This is a genomic window from Streptomyces mesophilus (assembly GCF_011044995.1).
In the GTDB taxonomy this organism is placed as follows: Bacteria; Actinomycetota; Actinomycetes; order Streptomycetales; family Streptomycetaceae; genus Streptomyces; species Streptomyces mesophilus.
The window spans coordinates 1-14,492 of the sequence record NZ_JAAKZW010000214.1 but is presented as its reverse complement, the minus strand read 5'-3'; the positions used below and the strand labels follow the sequence as shown (position 1 = coordinate 14,492).

The 14,492-nt window shown below is 70.9% G+C and carries 11 protein-coding genes; 10 read left to right on the top strand and 1 reads right to left on the bottom strand.

Features of this window, described 5'->3' with window-relative positions:
* The first annotated feature begins 149 nt into the window (after positions 1–149).
* From gatC to gatB, 4 genes are read left to right on the top strand one after another with little or no spacing between them, the layout of a single operon-like run.
* Positions 150–446: an Asp-tRNA(Asn)/Glu-tRNA(Gln) amidotransferase subunit GatC gene (gene gatC, locus G6045_RS32840; RefSeq protein WP_165335824.1), complete on the top strand. Its 297-nt coding sequence runs from the start codon at positions 150–152 to the stop codon at positions 444–446.
* 7 nt (positions 447–453) lie between these two features.
* Positions 454–1,947, top strand: a complete 1,494-nt coding sequence (gene gatA / locus G6045_RS32835; protein WP_165335823.1) for an Asp-tRNA(Asn)/Glu-tRNA(Gln) amidotransferase subunit GatA — start codon at positions 454–456, stop codon at positions 1,945–1,947.
* 5 nt (positions 1,948–1,952) lie between these two features.
* A complete protein-coding gene (locus G6045_RS32830) occupies positions 1,953–2,186 on the top strand; it encodes a hypothetical protein (protein WP_206344504.1) in 234 nt (77 codons plus the stop codon).
* A gap of 16 nt (positions 2,187–2,202) precedes the next feature.
* Positions 2,203–3,708, top strand: a complete 1,506-nt coding sequence (gatB, locus tag G6045_RS32825) for an Asp-tRNA(Asn)/Glu-tRNA(Gln) amidotransferase subunit GatB (RefSeq protein ID WP_165335821.1) — start codon at positions 2,203–2,205, stop codon at positions 3,706–3,708.
* A gap of 61 nt (positions 3,709–3,769) precedes the next feature.
* Here gatB and G6045_RS32820 read toward each other — a convergent pair whose 3' ends face one another.
* Positions 3,770–4,984 carry an SMI1/KNR4 family protein gene (locus tag G6045_RS32820; protein ID WP_235968469.1) on the bottom strand — a complete coding sequence of 405 codons (1,215 nt, stop codon included), beginning with the start codon at positions 4,982–4,984 and terminating at the stop codon, positions 3,770–3,772.
* Between the two features lie 233 nt (positions 4,985–5,217).
* Here G6045_RS32820 and G6045_RS32815 point away from each other — a divergent pair, with 233 nt between their 5' ends.
* The 6 genes from G6045_RS32815 (at position 5,218) to G6045_RS32790 (ending at position 14,451) form a co-directional block, all read left to right on the top strand.
* A complete protein-coding gene (locus tag G6045_RS32815; RefSeq protein ID WP_165335819.1) occupies positions 5,218–7,281 on the top strand; it encodes a phosphocholine-specific phospholipase C in 2,064 nt (687 codons plus the stop codon).
* Between the two features lie 318 nt (positions 7,282–7,599).
* Positions 7,600–9,819 carry an MMPL family transporter gene (locus tag G6045_RS32810; RefSeq protein ID WP_165335818.1) on the top strand — a complete coding sequence of 740 codons (2,220 nt, stop codon included), beginning with the start codon at positions 7,600–7,602 and terminating at the stop codon, positions 9,817–9,819.
* Between the two features lie 35 nt (positions 9,820–9,854).
* Positions 9,855–10,445 (top strand): hypothetical protein, encoded by a 591-nt coding sequence (locus G6045_RS32805; RefSeq protein WP_165335817.1) that lies wholly within the window; start codon positions 9,855–9,857, stop codon positions 10,443–10,445.
* Positions 10,446–10,672: 227 nt separating this feature from the next.
* Positions 10,673–10,849, top strand: a complete 177-nt coding sequence (locus G6045_RS32800; RefSeq protein WP_165335816.1) for a hypothetical protein — start codon at positions 10,673–10,675, stop codon at positions 10,847–10,849.
* A gap of 205 nt (positions 10,850–11,054) precedes the next feature.
* Positions 11,055–14,129: a helix-turn-helix transcriptional regulator gene (locus G6045_RS32795; RefSeq protein ID WP_235968468.1), complete on the top strand. Its 3,075-nt coding sequence runs from the start codon at positions 11,055–11,057 to the stop codon at positions 14,127–14,129.
* Positions 14,130–14,277: 148 nt separating this feature from the next.
* The gene (locus G6045_RS32790; RefSeq protein WP_165335815.1) at positions 14,278–14,451 is read left to right on the top strand and encodes a DUF6191 domain-containing protein; all 174 of its coding nucleotides are present in this window, start codon (positions 14,278–14,280) and stop codon (positions 14,449–14,451) included.
* Positions 14,452–14,492: the final 41 nt, after the last annotated feature.

Here is a 14,492-nt window from a genome sequence, read left to right as displayed (position 1 = left end):
CTTCGCCCCCGGACCCCCGCATCCGAACTTCGTTCGGATCTGCTCAAGCGCCGCAGGGGCTGAGAGGTGAACCAAACCGTTTACCGGGTACCGGGTGCGGACCCATAGGATTGGGCCGGACAAAGCAAACGCACCCCGTGAGGATCCGCATGCCTGGCATCACGCGCGAGGAGGTCGCCCACCTCGCACGGCTGGCGCGTCTGGAGCTGAAGGCCGAAGAGCTCGAGCACTTCGCCGGCCAGCTCGACGACATCATCGGCGCGGTCGCCCGCGTCAGCGAGGTCGCCGACCAAGACGTACCGCCGACCTCCCACCCGCTGCCGCTGACGAACGTCATGCGTGCGGACGAGGTCCGTCCGTCGCTCACCCCCGAGCAGGCGCTCTCCGGCGCCCCGGCCCAGGAGCAGCAGCGTTTCAAGGTGCCGCAGATCCTGGGGGAGGACTAACACCACCATGACGGACATCATCAAGCTCACCGCCGCCGAGATCGCACAGAAGATCAAGGACGGCGAGCTCACCGCAGTAGAGGTCACCGAGGCCCACCTGGCCCGGATCGAGGCCGTCGACGAGAAGGTGCACGCCTTCCTGTACGTCGACCGCGAGGGCGCCCTGAAGCAGGCCGCGGCCGTGGACGCCAAGCGGGCGGCGGGCGAGAAGCTCGGCCCCCTCGCCGGTGTGCCGCTCGCGCTCAAGGACATCTTCACCACCGAGGGCATCCCGACCACGGTCGGCTCCAAGATCCTCGAGGGCTGGATCCCGCCGTACGACGCCACGCTCACCAAGCGCCTCAAGGCCGCCGACGTGGTCATCCTCGGCAAGACCAACATGGACGAGTTCGCCATGGGGTCCTCGACCGAGAACAGCGCGTACGGTCCGACCGGCAACCCCTGGGACCTCACCCGTATCCCGGGCGGCTCCGGTGGCGGCTCCTCCGCCGCGCTCGCCGCGTACCAGGCCCCGCTCGCCATCGGCACGGACACCGGCGGCTCGATCCGCCAGCCCGCCGCCGTCACCGGCACCGTCGGCGTGAAGCCGACGTACGGCGGCGTCTCGCGGTACGGCATGGTGGCCTTCAGCTCCAGCCTCGACCAGGGCGGCCCCTGCGCCCGTACGGTCCTGGACGCCGCGCTCCTGCACGAGGTGATCGCCGGGCACGACCCGCTCGACTCCACCTCCATCGACGCCCCGGTCCCGCCGGTCGTCGAGGCCGCGCGCAATGGCTCCGTCCAGGGCATGCGCGTCGGTGTCGTCAAGCAGTTCCGCGGCGAGGGCTACCAGGCCGGTGTCGTGCAGCGCTTCGACGAGTCGGTCGAGCTGCTCAAGGAGCTCGGCGCCGAGATCGTCGAGCTGGACTGCCCGACCTTCGACCTGGCGCTGTCCGCGTACTACCTGATCGCGCCCTCCGAGTGCTCCTCGAACCTCGCCCGGTTCGACGCGATGCGCTACGGCCTGCGCGTCGGCGACGACGGCACCAAGTCCGCCGAGGACGTCACCGCGCTCACCCGCGAGGCCGGCTTCGGGGACGAGGTCAAGCGCCGCATCATCCTGGGCACGTACGCGCTGAGCTCCGGCTACTACGACGCGTACTACGGCAGTGCCCAGAAGGTCCGCACCCTCATCACCCGCGAGTTCGAGGCAGCCTTCGAGCAGGTCGACGTCATCGTCTCCCCGACGACCCCGACGACGGCCTTCCCGATCGGCGAGCGCGCCGACGACCCGATGGCGATGTACCTCGCGGACCTGTGCACCATCCCGACCAACCTGGCCGGCAACTCCGCTATGTCGCTGCCCTGCGGCCTGGCGCCCGAGGACGGCCTGCCGGTCGGCCTGCAGATCATCGCCCCCGCCATGAAGGACGAGCGCCTTTACAAGGTCGGCGCTGCCGTCGAGGCCGCGTTCGTGGAAAAGTGGGGCCACCCGCTGCTCGAGGAGGCACCGTCGCTGTGAGTCCCATGACTGCCAAGGCCAAGGGTTTCAGGAAGTCCAAGCCCGGCGCGTACCTGTCGATCGCCACGACCGCCGCCGGCGCGATCGGCGTCGTCAAGCAGGCCCGGATGGCGCGCAAGGAGAACGACACGCTCCGGCTCGTGGACGCCGCCGTCTCCGCCGCCGCCATCGTCACGGGTCTGGCTCTGCTCTTCCGTGAGCTGAAGAAGCTCGGCGACGACGACGTCCTGCTGGGCTGAGAGGGAAAGTTTCACCGTGACCACCGAACTTCTGTCGTACGAGGACGCATTGGCGTCGTACGACCCGGTCATGGGCCTTGAGGTCCATGTCGAACTCGGCACCAAGACCAAGATGTTCTGCGGCTGCTCCACGGAGCTGAAGCAGGACGCCAACAGCCAGACCTGCCCGACCTGTCTCGGTCTGCCCGGCGCACTGCCGGTCGTGAACGAGATCGGCGTCGAGTCGGCCATCAAGATCGGTCTCGCGCTGCACTGCGAGATCGCCGAATGGTGCCGCTTCGCCCGGAAGAACTACTTCTATCCGGACATGCCGAAGAACTTCCAGACCTCCCAGTACGACGAGCCCATCGCCTTCAACGGCTACCTCGACGTGCAGCTGGAGGACGGCGAGGTCTTCCGTGTGGAGATCGAGCGCGCCCACATGGAGGAGGACACCGGCAAGTCCACGCACGTCGGTGGCGCGACGGGCCGTATCCACGGCGCCTCGCACTCGCTTCTGGACTACAACCGGGCCGGCATCCCGCTCATCGAGATCGTCACCAAGCCGATCGAGGGCGCCGGCGAGCGCGCCCCCGAGGTCGCGAAGGCGTACGTGGCCGAGCTGCGCGAGGTCATCAAGGCGCTCGGTGTCTCCGAGGCCCGGATGGACAAGGGCCAGATGCGCTGCGACGTGAACCTGTCGCTGCGGCCGCACGGGCGCGAGGAGTTCGGCACGCGCTCGGAGACGAAGAACGTCAACTCGCTCCGTTCCGTGGAGCGCGCGGCCCGCTTCGAGATCCAGCGGCACGCGGCCGTCCTGAAGGACGGCGGCACGATCGTCCAGGAGACCCGCCACTTCCATGAGGAAGACGGCTCCACGACGTCCGGCCGTATCAAGGACAACGCCGAGGACTACCGGTACTTCCCGGAGCCCGACCTGGTGCCCGTGGCCCCGGCACGTGAGTGGGTCGAGGAACTGCGTGCCGGTCTCCCCGAGATGCCGCGCGTGCGCCGCAACCGGCTCCGCGAGGAGTGGGGCGTCAGCGAGCACGACATGCAGTCGATCCTCAACGCGGGCGCGGTCGACTCGATCGTAGCCACGATCGAGGCGGGTGCCCCGTCCGACCAGGCCCGCAAGTGGTGGATGGGCGAGCTGGCCCGTAACGCCAACGAGACGGGCAGGTCCCTCGAGGAGCTCGACATCACCCCGGCGCAGGTCGCCCGGGTCTGCGAGCTCGTCGCCGCCGGCGACCTCAACGACAAGCTGGCCCGCCAGGTCATCGAGGGCGTCCTGAAGGGCGAGGGCACGCCGGACGAGGTCGTCGAGAAGCGCGGCCTCAAGGTCGTCTCCGACGAGGGTGCGCTGTCCACCGCCGTGGACGAGGCCATCGCCGCCAACGCCGGGATCGTCGCCAAGATCCAGTCCGGCAAGGTCGCGGCCGCCGGTGCGCTCGTGGGCGCCGTCATGAAGGCGACCCGCGGTCAGGCCGACGCGGCTCGCGTCAAGGAACTGATCCTGGAGAAGCTGGGCGTCGAGGGCTGACGCCGCTGAGCTTCAGGGGCGGTACGCCGGGCTTCGGTCCGGGGTGCCGCCCCTTTCGGCGTTACGCGGGGTCGGCCGACGGCTCCGTGTAGGGCTCGAAGAACATCACATCCAGCGGGTCCATACCGGCGGGCAGCGCACGGAACCCCTCGTTGCCCGGAGGGTTGCCGCGCAGCCAGTGGAGAAGCGTGGCAGTGAAGGTGCCGGCCAGGGGCTCGCCCTGCTCCGCATGACGCGGGTGGATCATCACGCGCCAGTCGTCCGGCTCGCCCTCGGTGCACCAGCCGACCACATCGCCGTCGATCGTCGAGGCACACGGCAGGAAACCGCCGGGCGCCGGCCAGGGCGGCATCGGGTGGTACTGCGGGTGCGCTTCGTGCAGGGTCCGGTAGCCGTCGAGCATCTCCAGAATGTCCGCGGCCAGCCCGTACCTGCCCTGGTCGAACGGCGGGCACTGCGTGAGCCACCAGCTCCACGTACCGCCGCCGTACCGCTCCGCCAACTCCATGAAGTCGGTGGGCAGGCGCGTCCCGATCCGCTCGAAGACCTCGTCCCAACTGCCCTGCCCCCGATACGGCGTGAGCGGTGGCGGAATCAGATCGAGCACTGCCGGGAGACCTTCGCCTTCGGTGAGCGCGGCGTGCTGCCGTGCGTCGGGGTACCCGCCCGGCGCCGGGCGGGTCCACGGGCCGGCCCCGGCCAGTGGCGCGAAGACCCGTACCTCGGGCGTCAGCGGCCCGAGCTTTCGGCCCGGCTCCCCGGGGTTCGGCACCCCGCCCCGTATCGCCGCCGACAGCAGTTCCAGAAGCGGCACTTCGTAATCGACCCACGGCTCGTCCACCATCACGGCGATGTTCGTCGTCAGCAGGACCACCGGCCACTCGTCCGGATCCTTGGACACCGACGTGTCCCAGAACAGATGGTCCCCCGACGAGGTCTCGCCGAAGACGAGCAGCCCACCCTCCGTCGGCAGAAACACGCGCTGCTCACGCGTGAACATGCTCGGCCGTATCGCCGAGTGCCGATGCGTCTCGACCAGCCAACTCCCGTACTCATAGCGCCCGTCCACGCTCACGCACGGCGTGTGCAGCCGCACCCGCACACCCTGCGGACCGCCGATCTCCACCGGCCCGTACGCCGACACCAGCGCCTTGTAGTCGGCGGGCAGCGGAACCTCCAGCCAGGCCTCGACCGCCGCCCAGTCCACCGCGGGCGCGGGGGCGGGCGGTGGTCCGACGAGGGCGGCGAAGGCGGCGGCGGGTCCCGTGAGTTCCATGCGTACGAGACTGACATCCGCCTCTGACAACGCGGCCGCCCCGCCGGCTGACCCCGCCCCCGATGCCACGGACCGCGGCTCCGACTCGGGCGTTCATTGTCAAGTCGCACCGGTGACTTCTCCTCGCCACCGAACCGCCCTAACGTCCCCGGTCGGAGCCACCGTGGCCCCGGTGATGAGCCCCCGCCCCGACCAGGAGGTCAGCCGCCTTGTCCACGTCGACGCCCTCGGAGATGTCCCGCAGACGCCTGCTCGCCCTCGGCGGCGGTGCGCTGGGTGCGGCCGCGGCGGGTTCGCTGCTGCCGCCCTCGCTCACGCAGGCCCTGGCGCACGAGCCCCCGCCCGGTGGGCTCAAGGCCGTCAAGCACGTGGTGATCCTGATGCAGGAGAACCGGTCCTTCGACCACTACTTCGGCTCGCTGCGCGGCGTACGCGGCTTCGGGGACCGCAACGCGATCCAACTGCCCACCGGCAAGAACGTGTTCGAGCAGCCGGACCTGCTGCGCACCGTGCTGCCCTTCCCCGTACGGGACGCGGCCGCGGCGCAGCAGAAGGATCTGCAGTACATCGGCGATCTGAACCACGACTGGGCGGGCGGCGGCAAGGCCTGGCACGGCGGCTGGATGGACAACTGGATCAGCGCCAAGTCCGCCGCGACGATGGCGTATTACACGCGTGAGGACCTCCCGCTGCACTACGAGCTCGCGGACACCTTCACGATCTGCGACGCGTACCACTCGTCGATCCACACCTCGACCAGCCCCAACCGCAACCACCTGTGGAGCGGCAAGACGGGGTACGAGGCGAACGGCGACCGGGCGGTCGGAAACGGCGCGTACGCCGAGGGCACGCATCCCGGCTATGGCTGGACGACGTACCCGGAGCGCCTGGAGCAGGCCGGCCGCACCTGGAAGACGTACACCGAGTGGGAGAACTTCACCGACAACCAGATCGAGTTCTTCACGACCTTCAAGGCGATCGCCCGCAAGGTCCTTGCGGGGACCGGGTTCACGTACATGGAGGCGTTCTACGCCAAGGTGCGGGACACGGCCGACGAGGCCGAGCGCGCCCGGCTGCTCGGCGCCCTGGAAGAGGGGGTCAAGACCCTTACGGATGACGAGCGTTCGCTGTTCGAGCGCGCGCTGCGGCGGGTGCCCACCGGGCAGCTGGCGGCCGAGTTCGCCAAGGACGTCGCCGCCGGTGACCTGCCCGAGGTCTCCTACCTCGTGCCGTCCGCCATCGACTCCGAGCACCCCGGCACCTCCTCGCCGATCCACAGCGCGACCCTCGTGTACAAGGTCCTCGACGCGCTGGCCTCGCATCCCGAGGTCTGGCGGCACACCGTCGTCCTGATCAACTACGACGAGAACGACGGCTTCTTCGACCATGTACCGCCGCCCGTCCCGCCCGCCGACGACCCCGAGGAGCGCTGGCAGGGACTGCCGACCGGGCTCGGGATCCGGGTGCCGATGCTGGTGGTCTCGCCGTGGTCGGTGGGCGGCTATGTCTCCTCGGAGGTCTTCGACCACACGTCCGTGATCCGCTTCCTGGAGAAGTGGACCGGTATCGAGGAGCCCAACATCGGCACCTGGCGCCGCCGCGTCACCGGCGACCTCACCGGCGCCTTCGACTTCAAGCGCGGCCGCCGTCAGCCCGAGGTCGAGCAGCCCGGCGCCATCCCGCCGTTCACCGGGCGCTGGCGCCCGCAGCCGCCGCTCGACCAGAAGATGCCCGAGCAGGAGCCCGGCCGCCGCCCGGCCCGCGCCCTGCCGTACCAGCCGGATGCGTACGGGGCCGTACGCGGAGACGTCTTCCGGCTCCGGGTCGAGAACGGCGGGCGCTCCAGCGTGCCGCTCGCTCTTTATCCGTACGCGGGTGAGTTCGCCGCGCCCCAGCACACCGATGTCGAGGACCGGGCGCTGTGGGAGGTGCCGCTGGCCGGGGACGCGTATGCGTTCACGGTCACCGGGCCGAACGGCTTCCGCCGGGAGTTCGCCGGGCGTGCGCGGGGCGCGGCCGGGGTGACCTCGTCGGTCGACGGGCAGGGGCGGAGCCTGCGCATCGCGCTGCGCAACGACGGCAAGGCTCCGCTGACCTTCACCGTGCGCTCGCTCGCGTACGGCGGGGAGCGCCCGCGCGAGATCACCGTCCGTCCGGGGCGCGCCCGCACCGTCGAGCACCGGGCCCATGGCGCGCACGGCTGGTACGACCTGGAGATCACGGCCGCGGGTGACGAGGGCTTCCGGCGCCGGCTGATGGGCCACATCGAGAACGGCCGCGTGAGCGTCTCGGGCTGAGCCCGTGCCCGTACCGATCCGGTCCCGGGCGCCCTCAGGACGTGCTGCCCGGGACCGCGTCCTGAGCGTGCCCGCGACCGCGTCCCGATGGCGCCCGCGACCGCGTCCCGATGGCGCCCGGGACGCGTCCTGATGGTGCCCGGGACCAAAGGGCGGGAAGGCCCGGGCACCCCTGTGACGATGGACACGAAACGGACAATGGATCTTTTTCGGGTGCAAGAGTGAGCGAGTAAAGGGCCCGTTGGGTCCCTGTAGGGCACGAGTTCCGCATGGGCTGTTCCCGTACGCAGATCCTCAAAAGCACCAGGGAGCAGCTCCGTGGCAGCACTCGCACGGTGGTGTGTCACGCACCGACTCGCCGCCGTACTGCTCTGGCTCGCCACCTTGGTCGGCGTGGGCGCGGCCGCCGCCGTGGCGGGCACGGCCTACTCCAACGACTACGACGTGCCCGGCACCGAGTCCGGCCGCGCCGCCGCCCTCCTCGAAGAGGGCTTCCCGCACCTCGGCGGCGACACCGACACCATCGTCTGGCACACGGACGACGGCACGGTGGACGCGGCCGACGTCCAGCAGACGATGACCAAGACCCTGGACAAGGTCGCCGAACTCCCGGGCATCTCCTCGGTCGTGAGCCCGTACCACGCCGCCGGCGCCGGGCAGATCAGCAAGGACGCGCACACCGCGTACGCCGTCGTCACCTTCGACCAGGCCGCGGCCGACGTCGAGAAGGCCGATGCCGAAGCCCTCGTCCGTACCGCCGAGGCCGCCGCGTCCGACGGGTTGCAGGTCGAACTCGGCGGCAGTGCGATCGGCCTCACCGAGGCGAAGGGCGGGCATACCGCCGAGATCGTCGGCGTGCTCGTGGCGGCCGTGGTGCTCTTCCTCGCCTTCGGCTCGCTCGCCGCATCCCTGCTGCCGATCGCGACCGCGCTGGTCAGCGTCGGCACCGCGTACGCGGGTATCGCGCTGCTCGGCCATGTGATGACCGTCGCCGACTTCGCGCCCATGCTGGGGCTGCTCGTCGGCCTCGGCGTCGGTATCGACTACGCGCTGTTCATCGTGACCCGCCACCGCCGCGGCCTGAAACGCGGCCTTTCCGTGGACGAGGCCGCGCGTACCGCCGTCGCCACCACGGGGCGCGCGGTGGTGTTCGCCGGCGCGACGGTGTGCATAGCCCTGCTCGGCATGCTGATCCTGCGCCTCGACTTTCTCAACGGCGTCGCGATCGCGGCCTCCCTGACCGTGGTCCTCACGGTCGCGGCCTCCGTGACACTGCTGCCCGCGCTCCTGTCGTACATCGGCATGCGCGCCCTGAGCCGGCGCGAGCGCGCGCATCTCACCGAGCACGGGCCCGCGCCCGAACTGCCCACCGGGTTCGCGGCCCGCTGGTCGGCCTTCGTCGAGCGGCGGCCCAAGCTGCTCGGCGCGATCGCCCTCGTCCTCATGGCCGCCCTCGCCCTGCCCACGCTCTCGCTCCGGCTCGGCACCTCCGACCAGGGCAACAACCCGCAGTCGTCGACGACCCGGCAGGCCTACGACCTCCTTGCCGAAGGCTTCGGGCCCGGCGTCAACGGTCCGCTGACGCTTGTCGCCGATGTGCACGGAGCCGAGGACAAGCTCGCGCTCGACCGTCTGGCCGGGACGCTCGACGACACGAAGGGTGTCGCGGCCGTCTCCCCGGTCACGTACGACGAAAGCGGCGAGATCGCGCTGCTCACCGTCACGCCGAGCTCCCCTCCGCAGTCCGCCGCCACCAGCGAACTCGTCGACGAACTGCGCACCGAGATCCTGCCGAAGGCCGAGCAGGGCACCTCGCTCGAGGCGTACGTGGGCGGGATCACCGCGAGTTACGACGACTTCGCCGAGGTCATCGTCGCGAAACTGCCGCTGTTCGTGGGGGTGGTGATCGGACTCGGATGCGTCCTGCTGCTGCTCGCGTTCCGTTCGATCGGGATACCGCTCAAGGCGGCCGCCATGAACGTCGCCGCCGTGGCCTCGGCCTTCGGTGTGGTGGTCGCGATCTTCCAGTGGGGCTGGGGGAGCGAGCTGCTCGGGCTCGGGCGCGCGGGCCCGATCGAGCCCTTCCTGCCGGTGATCATGGTGTCGGTGCTCTTCGGGCTCTCCATGGACTACCAGGTCTTCCTGGTCAGCAGGATGTACGAGGAGTGGCTGGAGACCGGCGACAACCGGCGCGCGGTGCGGGTGGGCCTCGCGGAGACCAGCCGGGTGATCAACTCGGCCGCGGTGATCATGATTTCGGTCTTCCTGGCGTTCGTCCTCAGCGGTGACCGGGTGATCGCGATGTTCGGCATCGCACTGGCCGCGGCGGTCGCGCTCGACGCGTTCGTCCTGCGCACGCTGCTCGTCCCGGCGCTGATGCACATGCTGGGCGGGGCGAACTGGTGGCTGCCGAAGTGGCTCGACCGGATACTGCCGCGGATCAGCATCGAGCCGCCGGAGTGCCGGGGTGTGGTGGTACCGGGGCAGCGGGTGGCAGCTGCGGGTGCCGCTCAGCCGGAACTGAGCGGGGAGCGTTAAGGAAGCTCTCAGACGCGGCACCTAGCGTGCGGTTCATGAGCACTGAGATCGAGAAGCGACAGACGGACGACGCGACGTCGCAGGACCGGGACGAGGCGGTCGTGGAGAGCGTCGAGAAGGGCACGGACGACGGCGTCGACAAGGGCGCGGTCGAGGGCGTCGAGCCGGCGGAGGACACCGCCGACGACCTGGACACCCTCGACGAGGACGCCCCGGAGGAGAAGTCCGCCACCGGCGTGGGCCAGGGCGCCGCGGCCGTCGTCTCCGCGGGGCTCGGCATCGTGGCGCTCACCGGAAGCTGGGTCGGCACCGTCGCCTCCGCGCGCGCCTCCCTGGTCGGACAGCTGGAGACCTCGAGCACCGCGAGCGTCGCCCAGCAGGTCGAGGCGGTGTACGGGGACTCCTGGCACGCCACCGCTCTGGTGGGCGGTGCCTTCGCGCTGCTCGCCCTGCTGGTCGGCGCGTTCGTTCTCGCGCGGCCCGCGTTCGGCGCGCCGGGCCGGGTGGTGCAGGCGCCGTGGATCAAGTCCGTCGCGTGGGCGGGCGTGGCGCTCGGCGTCGTGGGTCTGCTGCTCGCCGTGGCCAAGTACCTGGACCTCTTCATGGGCCTGCCGTCCACCTCCTAGGCAGCCGCCGGGCAAGCTTCTAAGCCGTCTAAGCCCCCTGGATCCCCTTGGATCCAGGGGGCTTAGGGCTGTCTAAGGCGGCTGAGTCGGGGGCCTAAGGCATCCGGCCCCCGTAGATGCGGCGTTCTCCCGATGTGGTGGACCCCTCTGGGACGCGAAAGTTAAGACATCGCAGAGAGCGAGAGGCCGGAAACCGAAACCGGCCGCCGACTCCCAAGGGGAACAAGATGTTCGAGTACGAGATGCAGCAGCTGCGCCAGGCCGACCTCGTCCGCGAGGCCGCTCAGGAGCACCGGGCCAACGAGGCCCGCAAGGCCCGCCGCTTCGGCCGGCATGCGGACCACGACGCCGATGGGCGGGTGAGTCACAGCCCGCGGAGGTTCCGATTCGCACGCGCCGCGTGAGAACGCGCAGGACACGCGGATGAACAGGGCAGCAGACACCGGCCCCGTCGCCGGCCCGCAGCACGCGGCCGGAGACGGGGCCGCGGCGTCGGACCCTACGGACTGGGCGGCGGCGTCGGTCCGCACGGACAGAGCCGCGGCGTCGGAGCGTACAAACGAGTTGTCCCGGGCCTGGAGGACCGCATCACCGCAGGTGACCGGGGTCATGACCGCGGAGGGTGCCGCGCTGTCGGACCCGCGTGCGATGCTCGGCGCTGTGGAGACCAGGTCCGTCAGTCCGGTGTTCGTCGGCCGCGCAGGTGAATTGACCGTTTTGAACGAAGCGCTCGTCCGCGCCACCGCGGGCGAGCCGCAGGCGTTGCTGCTCGGCGGCGAGGCGGGGGTGGGCAAGACCCGGCTGCTCGAGGAGTTCTGCGCCGCCGCCGCGAAGGACGGTGCCGTCGTGGCGCTGGGCGGCTGCGTCGAGATCGGCGCCGAAGGACTGCCGTTCGCCCCGTTCTCCGGCGCTTTGCGCTCGCTGCTGCGTCAGCTGCCGGACGAGATGGCCGCCGCCTCGGCGGGCCAGGAGGAACAACTGGCCCGACTCCTGCCCGAGTTGTCCGATCCGGGACGCGGCGTCCCGGTCCGTGGACAGCAGGGCGAGGAGGAGAGCATGGCCCGCCTCTTCGAACTCACCGTCCGCCTCCTCGAGCGCGTGGCCGCCGAGCGGCCGGTCGTGCTGGCCCTCGAAGACCTGCACTGGGCGGATGCCTCCACGCGCCATCTGCTCACCTACCTCTTCCGTACGCTGCGCAGCGGCCGCCTTGTCGTCATCGCCTCGTACCGCTCCGACGACATCCACCGCCGCCATCCGCTGCGCCCGCTCCTCGCCGAACTCGACCGGCTGCGCACCCTGCGGCGGATCGAGCTCTCCCGGTTCACCCGCGGCGAGGTGCGCCGCCAGCTCGCCGGCATCCTTGCCGCGCAGCCCGAAGAGCCCCTGGTGGAGCGGATATTCGACCGCACCGACGGCAATGCCTTCTTCGTCGAGGAACTCGCCTGTTCCGACGACGACTGCGACCACGCCCTGCCCGAGACGCTGCGCGATGTCCTCCTCGTACGCGTGGAGGCGCTGCCCGAGCACGCCCAGCGGGTCGTCCGGGTGGTCGCCGAGGGAGGCTCCACGGTCGAGTACGACCTGCTTGCCGCCGTCGCCGGCCTCGGCGAGGACGCGCTGATCGAGGCCCTGCGCGCGGCCGTCGGCGCCAACATCCTGCTCGCCGCACCCGACGGCGACGGCTACCGCTTCCGGCACTCCCTGGTGCGCGAGGCGATCAGCGACGATCTGCTGCCCGGCGAGCGCTCCCGCCTCAACCGCCGTTATGCGGAAGCCCTCGAGGCCGATCCGGCCCTGATCCGCGCCGACGAGCACGCCCCGCGCCTGGCCAGCTACTGGTACTGCGCGAAGGACCCGGCCAAGGCGCTTCCGGCCACGTTGAGCGCCGCCGTCATGGCGCGCCGCCGCTTCGCGTTCTCCGAGCAACTGCGGCTGCTCGAGCGGGCGATGGAGCTCTGGGAACTGGTCGGCGACGAGGTCCGCTCGACGCTGCGGCCCGTCGACTTCACGGAGGCGTACCCGCCCTGTGGCTGCGACCCCGAGACCAAGCCGCTGCAGTACCTGGACCTGATGGCGGAGGCGGCGGTCGCCGGCCGCTTCTGCGGGGAGCGCGAGCGCGCCCTGAAGATCACCAAGCGTGCGCTGCGGCTTCTCGACGAGGACCCTGATCCGCTCCGTGAGGCCTGGTTCTGGAACCAGAAGGGCTGGCTGATGTCCACCCTGGGGCGCAGCGACGGCTGGCCGGAGATCGCCCGCGCCGAGGAGCTCCTGCGCGGTCTCGAACCGTCCGCCGTGCACGCCGAGATCCTCACGCACCGTGCGACCTGGGGCGCGCTGCACTTCCCGGGTCCCGAGACCTTCGTCGCGGCCGAACGGGCCGTGGAGTACGCGCGGATGGTCGGCGCCGACGACATCGAGAGCAACGCCCAACTCACCCTCGGCGGACTCCTGGTGGACTCCGGCCAGGTCGAGGAAGGGCTCGACATGATGCGAGCCGTCCACCGGCGCGTCGTCGACGGCCGGCTCACCAAGGACCTCGCCCGGGTGCACACCAATCTTCCGTCCACGCTCGAAGGTGTCGGCCGTTCGGCGGAGGCGATCGAGTACGGCCGCGAGGGCATCGCGTTCTGCCGCCGCTACGGCCTCGTCGACGCCGAGGGCTGGGTGTGGGCCAACCTCGCCGAGTCCCTGATCAGTTACGGCAAGTGGGACGAGGCCCTCGACGCGGTCGCCCAGGTCGCCACCACCTCCTCCGGCGCGAGGCAGCCACTCACCTCGGCCGGCGAGCGGCTGGCCCGGCTCGCGCTGTACCGCGGCGAGTGGGAGGCCGCGGCCGGCCATCTCGCACACGCCCGGGCCCTCTACGGTCAGCACGACCCCCAGCCCCAGTACACCCTTCCCCTCGTACGCCTCTCCCTGGGCGTCGCGGCCGGAGAGGGCCGCCTCACCGATCTGCGTGCCGAGCTGGCGCAGACCCTGGAGCAGGGACTCCCGCCGGGCACCCAGCGTTATGCCTGGCCCTTGCTGCTGACCGCGGCGACCGCCGAGGCGGATGCCCGGGGCCTGCCCGCCGCCGAGCCCGGCCGGGCCGAGGCGATCGAGCTCATCCGCCGCGCGGCGAAGACCGTGGCGACGCCTGTGCCGGTGTGGCAGGCGTACGAGCGGTGGGTACGGGCCGAGCTGCTGCGCGCCGAGGACCGGGCGACGCCCGAGGACTGGGCGGAGGTGGCCGAACCGTTCGCGTCGGTCGAGCGCCCGTACGGCCTGGCCCGCGTCCGGTACCGCCACGCGGAGGCGCTGCTTTCCTCGGGCACCGACGAGGCGGCCCGCGCCCGTGCCACGGATCTGCTGCTCTCGGCCCGGAAGGCGGCGGAATCCCTGGGCGCGAAACCTCTCGCCGAGGACATAGCCCTGCTCGCCCAGCGAGCCCGCCTCACGCTGACCGGCACCCGGCAGGACCCCGCGCCGGGCCCGGACAATCCGCTGGAAACCCTCGGCCTGACCAGCCGTGAACGGGACGTCCTCGCCCTGGTCGCCGCGGGCCGTACCAACCGCCAGATCGCCGAGTCCCTCTTCATCTCCCCGAAGACGGCCAGCGTCCATGTCTCCAACATTTTGGCGAAGCTGGGCGTGTCGAGCCGCGGGGAGGCGGCGGCGCTGGCGCACCGGCTGCGGCTTTTCTGACCCCCGGCCCCGGGGTACCCGGAAGATCCAGCCCGGAGGCGCCCGGGAGACCGGGACGTGACGAAGCGCCGCACGGCGGAGGGCCCGCGAGGAATTTCAGGGCGTCGCTCTTCGTTGGCCGGGGAGAGCCCACCCGCGGAGGTGCAGGATGTTCAACCTGATCGAGGAGCTCTTCAACCCCGGCCGCAAGCACACGGACGAGGAACGCAACCGCCTGGCCCTCACCAAGGTGGACATCAACGACGGTGACCCCGGCAAGGGCGAGATCGACCTGAGCTCGGGCAAGGTCGTCATCCGCGTCCCGTCCCAGCCGAAGGAGTAGCCGGCCCGCCCCCCGCCTACTCCACCTCCACCACCAACACC

What these genes read in the sequence shown, in the direction of transcription:
- gatC (WP_165335824.1), top strand. Translation starts at nt 150, where the DNA reads ATGCCTGGCATCACGCGCGAGGAGGTCGCCCACCTCGCACGGCTGGCG.
- gatA (WP_165335823.1), top strand. Translation starts at nt 454, where the DNA reads ATGACGGACATCATCAAGCTCACCGCCGCCGAGATCGCACAGAAGATC.
- G6045_RS32830 (WP_206344504.1), top strand. Translation starts at nt 1,953, where the DNA reads ATGACTGCCAAGGCCAAGGGTTTCAGGAAGTCCAAGCCCGGCGCGTAC.
- G6045_RS32820 (WP_235968469.1), bottom strand. Translation starts at nt 4,984, where the DNA reads ATGGAACTCACGGGACCCGCCGCCGCCTTCGCCGCCCTCGTCGGACCA.
- G6045_RS32815 (WP_165335819.1), top strand. Translation starts at nt 5,218, where the DNA reads ATGTCCCGCAGACGCCTGCTCGCCCTCGGCGGCGGTGCGCTGGGTGCG.
- G6045_RS32805 (WP_165335817.1), top strand. Translation starts at nt 9,855, where the DNA reads ATGAGCACTGAGATCGAGAAGCGACAGACGGACGACGCGACGTCGCAG.
- G6045_RS32800 (WP_165335816.1), top strand. Translation starts at nt 10,673, where the DNA reads ATGTTCGAGTACGAGATGCAGCAGCTGCGCCAGGCCGACCTCGTCCGC.
- G6045_RS32795 (WP_235968468.1), top strand. Translation starts at nt 11,055, where the DNA reads ATGACCGCGGAGGGTGCCGCGCTGTCGGACCCGCGTGCGATGCTCGGC.
- G6045_RS32790 (WP_165335815.1), top strand. Translation starts at nt 14,278, where the DNA reads ATGTTCAACCTGATCGAGGAGCTCTTCAACCCCGGCCGCAAGCACACG.